The organism is Colwellia sp. C1TZA3 (genome assembly GCF_007954265.1).
Lineage (GTDB): Bacteria > Pseudomonadota > Gammaproteobacteria > Enterobacterales > Alteromonadaceae > Cognaticolwellia.
Genome location: NZ_VOLS01000094.1, coordinates 1 through 7,092, shown reverse-complemented (window position 1 = coordinate 7,092; position 7,092 = coordinate 1). Strand labels below are relative to the sequence as shown.

Annotated in this window: 10 protein-coding genes and 1 pseudogene; 8 read left to right on the top strand and 3 right to left on the bottom strand. The window is 36.9% G+C overall.

Features of this window, described 5'->3' with window-relative positions:
* Window positions 1-152: 152 nt before the first annotated feature.
* From lspA to ESZ39_RS16760, 6 genes are all read left to right on the top strand, one after another.
* On the top strand, window positions 153-650 hold the full coding sequence (lspA, locus tag ESZ39_RS16785; protein ID WP_146881074.1) for a signal peptidase II: 498 nt from the start codon (window positions 153-155) through the stop codon (window positions 648-650).
* Between the two features lie 110 nt (window positions 651-760).
* Window positions 761-1,012: a hypothetical protein gene (locus tag ESZ39_RS16780; protein ID WP_146881073.1), complete on the top strand. Its 252-nt coding sequence runs from the start codon at window positions 761-763 to the stop codon at window positions 1,010-1,012.
* Window positions 1,013-2,045: 1,033 nt separating this feature from the next.
* Window positions 2,046-2,327: a type II toxin-antitoxin system Phd/YefM family antitoxin gene (locus tag ESZ39_RS16775; RefSeq protein ID WP_146801410.1), complete on the top strand. Its 282-nt coding sequence runs from the start codon at window positions 2,046-2,048 to the stop codon at window positions 2,325-2,327.
* A complete protein-coding gene (locus ESZ39_RS16770) occupies window positions 2,324-2,617 on the top strand; it encodes a type II toxin-antitoxin system RelE/ParE family toxin (protein ID WP_146881072.1) in 294 nt (97 codons plus the stop codon). The genes ESZ39_RS16775 and ESZ39_RS16770 overlap by 4 nt, the downstream gene beginning before the upstream one ends.
* Before the next feature lie 110 nt (window positions 2,618-2,727).
* On the top strand, window positions 2,728-3,156 hold the full coding sequence (locus ESZ39_RS16765; protein ID WP_146881071.1) for an energy transducer TonB: 429 nt from the start codon (window positions 2,728-2,730) through the stop codon (window positions 3,154-3,156).
* 132 nt (window positions 3,157-3,288) lie between these two features.
* Window positions 3,289-3,537 carry a hypothetical protein gene (locus ESZ39_RS16760; protein ID WP_223270433.1) on the top strand — a complete coding sequence of 83 codons (249 nt, stop codon included), beginning with the start codon at window positions 3,289-3,291 and terminating at the stop codon, window positions 3,535-3,537.
* 115 nt (window positions 3,538-3,652) lie between these two features.
* Here the strand turns inward: ESZ39_RS16760 and ESZ39_RS16755 are convergent, their stop codons facing one another.
* The 3 genes and pseudogenes from ESZ39_RS16755 to ESZ39_RS16745 all read right to left on the bottom strand — a co-directional run bounded on the left by ESZ39_RS16755 (window position 3,653) and on the right by ESZ39_RS16745 (window position 5,802).
* Window positions 3,653-3,940 (bottom strand): type II toxin-antitoxin system RelE family toxin, encoded by a 288-nt coding sequence (locus tag ESZ39_RS16755; protein ID WP_146881069.1) that lies wholly within the window; start codon window positions 3,938-3,940, stop codon window positions 3,653-3,655.
* Window positions 3,930-4,178 carry a type II toxin-antitoxin system Phd/YefM family antitoxin gene (locus ESZ39_RS16750; RefSeq protein WP_146881068.1) on the bottom strand — a complete coding sequence of 83 codons (249 nt, stop codon included), beginning with the start codon at window positions 4,176-4,178 and terminating at the stop codon, window positions 3,930-3,932. The genes ESZ39_RS16755 and ESZ39_RS16750 overlap by 11 nt, the downstream gene beginning before the upstream one ends.
* Window positions 4,179-4,647: 469 nt before the next feature.
* Window positions 4,648-5,802 (bottom strand): annotated as a pseudogene (locus ESZ39_RS16745) (IS110 family transposase).
* A 161-nt stretch (window positions 5,803-5,963) separates the two neighbouring features.
* Here ESZ39_RS16745 and ESZ39_RS16740 point away from each other — a divergent pair.
* Window positions 5,964-6,296 (top strand): type II toxin-antitoxin system RelE/ParE family toxin, encoded by a 333-nt coding sequence (locus ESZ39_RS16740; RefSeq protein ID WP_146881067.1) that lies wholly within the window; start codon window positions 5,964-5,966, stop codon window positions 6,294-6,296.
* A gap of 1 nt (window position 6,297) precedes the next feature.
* Window positions 6,298-6,582 carry a NadS family protein gene (nadS, locus tag ESZ39_RS16735; protein WP_146881066.1) on the top strand — a complete coding sequence of 95 codons (285 nt, stop codon included), beginning with the start codon at window positions 6,298-6,300 and terminating at the stop codon, window positions 6,580-6,582.
* The last annotated feature ends 510 nt before the right edge of the window (window positions 6,583-7,092 follow it).

Genomic DNA, 7,092 nt, shown 5'->3' with positions numbered 1-7,092 from the left:
AATAAGTTGGGCTATTTGAAAGAGCGCACCTAACAAGAGTTTTCAAGTCGGACAAATTACAGTTGGCTTTTTGTTCGTGCCTCACTTATTTTAGCCAACTGCAATTTGCCGCTTAAAAGGGCGTTAGTTGCCAAAAAAGGTTTTGAGTAAATATGGATATTTGGAAAAGATTATTAATTATTTTTTTAGTTACCCTTTCATGTGTAGGTTGTGATCAAGCTACTAAATTATTGGCAGCAGAACACCTTCCTAAATTTCAAATGACAAGCTACCTTAATGACACGCTAAGGGTTGGATATACGGAAAATATTGGTGCTTTTCTGGGCTTGGGTAATAACTTGTCAGAACAAGCTAGATTCTGGTTTTTTGTAGTTCTAGTTGGTATATTTTTGTCCGCTTTATTTGTATATTTAGTTTCAAATTCAAAACAGCACCTTACTTCTTTAGTTGCGTTATCTTTGGTGTTTTCTGGTGGTATTAGTAATTTTTATGATCGTGTAGTTAATAACGGTGCTGTTATTGATTTTCTAAATATTGGTATTGGATCCATCCGTACTGGGATTTTTAATGTAGCAGACATAGCAATAATGCTAGGTGTTTTTCTTCTTCTGTTTACTAAGAATGAGAATAAAGCCACGGCTACAGTGTAAAGGCTACTAACAAGCACTTCAAACGGAACAAAAACAGTTGGTTAGGTTCCGCTTCGCTTCACATGTTAACCAACTATTTTTGTCCGCTTAAGTGGGCGTTAGGGTGCTAAATGAATATTCGACTCGTTGTAGCATTAAGTGCCTTATTAATCCCGTTGTGTGGTTACGGAGTTATTCTTTATAAATCACCAATCCCTTATGAGATTGCAGATCGAGATAAATCAGGTGTTGTATCAATATTAGAAGCTGTTGATTCGCTAGATATAGGTCAACGTAAAGTTGTCATAAATAGTATCAATTGTATCGAGTATTTCTGGTTAAAAGATGGGTTATCAGCACATACAAATTGCCCGCAGAGTTAACACAGCCCTAACAAGGCGTTCAAACGGACAAAAAACAGTTGGCTGTTTCACTCCGTTCACAATTTTAGCCAACAATTTTTTGCCGCTTAACGTGGCGTTAGAAGCACTATGAAATATCTGCATATTATCCTAATAATACTACTTTCTGGTTGTGCCACAATTCCTAATGGAGAGTGGAAAAAAGATTACGGTGATGGATATACTTGCTTACGAATAACGCCTGACCGGAGTTGTTTAGTTCTAACCGCTGGTGAAAACGATGGAATTGGCTTTGAGTGTATCATTGAAAGTGATGGTGTGAATTCGTATGTGTTAATTCCATTAGAAAAATATAGGGATATAGACTTTCCATATTTAGTAAAGTTAAACTTTCAGCAAAACTCTGATATTGTAAATTTATCGTTCGGTGGTAATAAAATTGAACTACAAAGGGTAGAGTTAACGTGCTTCTAACAAGGGTTTTCAAGGCGGACAAATTACAGTTGGCTTTTTGTTCACTTCGTTCACTTATTTTAGCCAACTGCAATTTGCCGCTTAAAACGGCGTTAGCTGTATAAGCATGTGAGGCATACCATGGAAGGAATATTAAACGTTTTATTACCATCAATTTTAATAGTTTTAATTATACATTTACTAAAATTGGTGTCGTTATTTCGATTTGTACTATTAATTTGTTTAGCTATAGCATCTACATTCTTGGTGGACTTCTTTTATTGTGAAATCCTAAAGTCTAGTTGTTCATCTGATCCATTGGTCGGGTTAGGTTATATAATTCATTCAATTTTAGTGGTGGTTGTTTCATTTGTTCTTGAAATGGCTCGGACAAATTTGTTAATTCATCTAAAAAGTAAACACAGCTAACAAGCTGTTCAAGCGGGACAAATAACAGTTGGCTAGTTCCGCTCCGCTTCACATTTTAGCCAACTACAATTTGCCCCTTAACAGGGCGTTATAACTCAAAGTCAAAGTCTTGCGCTAGATTCTAATTTTTACTATACTTAGTACCATATAAAGTACAACTAAAGGTATTGTTATGAGTAGACTTCACTTTGATCAAGATATTCAGCCCTTATCAGATTTTAGGGCTGGAGCGGCTTCATTTATACGTCAAATTAATGAAACAAGAAGACCCATTGTTATCACCCAAAGAGGAAAAGGTGTGGCTGTGGTTATGGATGTCTCTGAATATGAAGCTATGCAAGAAAAGATTGAACTACTTGAAGAAGTACAAAAGGCAGAAGCTCAACTTTCTGCTGGCTTAGGTATATCTAATTCTGATGCTCGCACTCAAATTTTAAAGAGTATAAAAAATTGAAAGTAGTTTGGTCACCTTTAGCATTAGATAAATTAGAGGCAACAGCCAAGTTTATCGCACTTGATAAGCCATCTGCTGCTGATAAATGGGTGAATGATGTATTTGATCATGCAGATTTACTTGGATCTCAACCTGAAATGGGTCGTCCGGTTCCGGAGTTAATAGGTTCAAGTTACCGAGAAATTATATTTGGTAGCTATCGTATTATCTATAAAATTGAAAACGAGATTAGAATTCTAACATTACGAAATAGTCGTCAGTTGTTGAGTTCAGGCGATATTGAGTTATAACAAGCGCTTCAAACGGAAAAAATACAGCTGGCTGTTTTCACTCCGTTCAACATTTTAGCCAGCTATATTTTTCCGCTTAAGCGGGCGTTAGTGTAATAAGGAGGTTTTAGGTGAACTTGAAAAATTTAAGTCTATTCTTAGCTGTTTTCATTTGTGGTTGTCAGACTACAAGCGAAAATCGAGATAATAGCTCTAGTATAAATGACACTTTAAAAAATGAACCACGTTGTACTGTGTTCCCAAGAAAAATTGAAAATTTTAGCGATACGACTCAAGAGGGTTTTCCCATAAAAAGAGTTTCTCCGGAGTATCCAAAATCAGCAGCAAGGAATAAAATAAATGGCTACGTCAAATTTGAGTTTGATATTTCTTCTGAAGGTAAGCCCTTTAACATTGGTGTTATAGAATCTTCTCAATCTGGTCTTTTCATAAAGCCAGCAACTGAAGCACTTAAAAAGTGGCGATTTAATCCGTATAAAGAAAATGGTTTACCTATTGACAGTATTTGCCAATCAATCCAATTAGACTTTAAGGTGTAAATTACACTAACAAGTCACTCAAGCGGGACGGCTAACAGTTGGCTCGGTTTCGCTTCGCTACACATTTTAGCCAACAATTACCAGCCTCTTAATGGGGCGTTATGTGTTTTTCAAATATGGATGTTAAATCAAATGAAAGATGAGCAATTTAAGGCTTGGGAGTTAACACGTTTAAAAGGGAAGTTACATCATGTGCTATTTACTGGTGTCTTATCCTGGGGTTTGCCAATGCTTATTTTTATGGCATTCATGAATAAACCATTTACTGATGGCTTCACATCAAAAACAGCAATAATTCATTATATAGTTTGGCCGTTAGCTGGAGTATTTTTTGGCTTGTTAACTTGGTATATGTCGGAGTATAAGTATAAAAAAAAATAGCCAGTCGCACCAACACATAACAAGGCAATTAAACGGAAAATTTACAGTTGGCTGTTTTTCGTACCTCAAACATTATAGCCAACTATAATTTTCCGCTTATTGCGGCGTTGGTTTATTAATCGGCTCGGCGCATTGCAACCTTGTAAACATTCCCTTTATCTCTTTTCCCAACTGATATTACTGTAACAGTAATTATCTCATCGTTTACTTCGTAGACTAAACGATAACCTGCTTGTCTTAACTTAATTTTGTATAATTCATTAGCCCCAGATAACTTCGCACTTTGAATGTGTGGGTTTTCTATAACTTCAGCTAATTTCTTTTTAAATTGTGTTTGGACAGTTGCTCCAAGCTTTTTCCATTCCTTTAGAGCTGACTTTTTAAATTCAAGCTCATAGGTCATTTAAACTAACCTTGATTGTTGTTTCATTTCTTCTGCTTTCGGCGATTGCCAATAACTCTAAATCTTCAACATGATCCATTAAAAATTCATAAGTCTCTGCTGGGACGCAATAAAAAGCAGGTTCATTTCTATTTAATACAGCAATAGGTTCTCCATTTGCACTTAGTGCTACTTTCATTGGGTTAGCTTTTAATTCACTAATACTTGCTGCTGCTTCGGTTAGTATTCTAGTTGTCATACGTTACTCAGTACTGTAAATTGGTCTTTAATTAAGTCTATTGTAGTCTCATAAACATAACAAGTCACTCAAAAGGACAAATAACAGTTGGTTTTTGCTCCTGCGTCGCTTATTTTAACCAACTATCATTTGCCTCTTATTGCGGCGTTGGCATGACTCCCCACGTCAAGTTAAATACACTGATCCTTGTTCATTAATTTCAGAACCTTTTCTATTCACTTCTAAATTAAGTGAGTTAACGCATAGAATGAAGCAAGTAATTTCGTCGGTTATCATGCTGATATTCGTGGATTATTAACCTATTGGTTAACAGCGCCTACCTTACTCATTTCGTCGTGGCACCTGTCTTCAGTCTATGTTCGTGGTTCAATAGCCGCTAGGCTATTGCCATCCTAACGCCGTCGGTGGTTGTGCCACACCCGATGCTTGATCCCATGCGCTAACTCAAAACTTTTTCTTATTAAATCACTCATGCTGGCATTCTCGATATTCGCAGTTTCACATCAACCTTCGGTAACACTACCTCGCGAGAAATAGCCCAAATATAAGCGATCATTTCTCTGGCGATGGCCGTAACGACCACATTACGATGTTTGCCTTTGTGCATAAGTCGATTGTATCGTCTGCATAACCTCAATTGTGCTTGCCATGCCATATCGATGATTTCTTTACTTAACCCTTCCTGCCTTAGTTGCATTTCTTTTGATATATTGGCGTTGTGTTTATACGAATGTGCACCTTCGACCAGTAGTCGTCTTGCACGGCTATTACCGCATTTGGTAATAGCACCTAAGTGGCGTTTACCGCCACTTGAATGTTCACTTGGTACAAGACCAAGGTAACTCATTAATTTTCTGGGGTGGTCGAACCGTGATAAATCCCCTAGTTCGGCAATCACGCCTGTAGCCACTAATAACCTCACACCACGCAGCGCTTGTATCGCTTTTACTACGGGATAAAATCGCCAGTTTTTCACTTGATGGGTAAGTTCATTATCAAGCCTTTTTAAACGTTTTAGCCGCTCTGTTATAGTTGAAACCGCTTCTTGTAAAACAATTTGTTGGCAAGGGTGCGGTAACACTAACTCTGCAAGCCAACGTAAGTGCTGTAATGACCAATTATCTTTTACTTTGCTATTAATGTTGTTACGCAATAATAAGGCTTTAAGCTGATATTTGGCATCCTTTAAATCTTTCATGCCGGTTTCACGCGCGCGTGATAAATCGCAAACGGCTTCATCTTCCGGCTCAGGTACATAGATAGGTGTTAAGTCTTCAGACTTGAGCAGCTTTGCCAGTTTGAGTGCATCACGTTTATCGGTTTTGATTTTTTCTCCTGGTTTTTTAGGAATAAGAGAAGGAGCGATGACATAACAGCAATGATTAAGACTGGTGAGCAATCGGTAAATCCAATAGCCACAAGGACCTGCTTCGTAAACAAAGTGAAGCGTGGCGTCAGGGTATTTTGATTATAATTGCCTAGCGAGCTTTTTAAACGCGGCTTTATTGCTGAGTATTTTACCGAAGTGTGTTGATTTAGCGCCACGTTGGTCTTCGATGTAAGCCACTTCAGTAAATGTTTTATGAGTATCTAAGCCAATAAAAAGTATGTTATGTTTTGTCATGCTAGCCTCTGTTTTATATTGTTGACACATATAGTATGGCTCTGGTTTGTAAAACTACCCCATGTTTAGAGGCTAGCACCTCGTGGGGAGTCATTGTGTCTATATTTTTTATCTAATCTTGGTGCTAGCTAAAAGTAATCCATTGGATTATAATTGTTATTATGCAAACAATAGTTGAATTACCTGAATATAAAAAACAAGTTCAAAAACACCTGTCTAAAAGTGATTCTGAGCTTTTAATAAATTATCTAGCAGAACACCCTAAAGCTGGTGATCTTATGCAAGGTACTGGTGGAATACGAAAATTAAGATGGGCTAAAAGCGGAGTAGGAAAAAGTGGTGGTGTGAGAGTAATTTATTACTTCCACAGTGAATCAATGCCATTATTTCTTCTTTCACTTTTTGGTAAAAATGAAAAAGCTAACTTATCCCATTCTGAGCGTAACTTGCTAGCTAAATTTACTCTTAAATTAGTTAAAAACTACGGAGGCTAAAATGAGTAGCATCTTTGAAAGTATTAAGCAGGGGCTAACTGAAGCTGTCGATTTCAGTGAAGGTAACATTAAAAACGCCACTGTCCATAAATTTGATCCTGTCGACGTTAAAGCAATCCGATCAAATGTACACATGACTCAAACAGAGTTTGCCTCAAATTTTGGCATCAGTTTAGGGACGCTAAGGCACTGGGAGCGTGGTGATAGAACTCCTAGAGGGCCTGCATTGGTTTTATTAACTGTGTTATCTAAGAACCCAAGTGCTGTCATTCGAGCTTTAGCGTAAACAAAAACTAACAAGTTGCTTAAACGGAAAAATAACAGTTGGCCATCGCTTCGCGATTATAGCCAACCATTATTTTCCGCTTAGCAAGGCGTTAGCAGGCAACACTTGTTCTATTTTTAATGTGCTTGGTTAATTTTATTTTCACAAAAATAGATTGGTGTTTTTCTCTTTCCTTTATTTTTTGTGGAAAGTTAATAATTTTTATTAATTGGTGAGCATTTTTTTATATTGTTTATCAATTAAGATTTGTGGCGAAGTGTGGCGGTGTTTTTGCTTCTCACTTCCATTTATTTAGCTTTAGTGTTTTTGGTGAGTTGAGCGTTTTTAATAAAAAGTTCTGCTAACAAGCAGGGTGGGATCACGCATTTCAAATAAATGGCACGGTATAATAAAGAAATTTTGAACCTTATTGATAAGAGATGATCAGATCAGTATCAAAAATTAACAATAGTTATTTATCATGTCATTATTTCAAGATATTGAAAGCATTAAAGATCACAGAGTAGACGC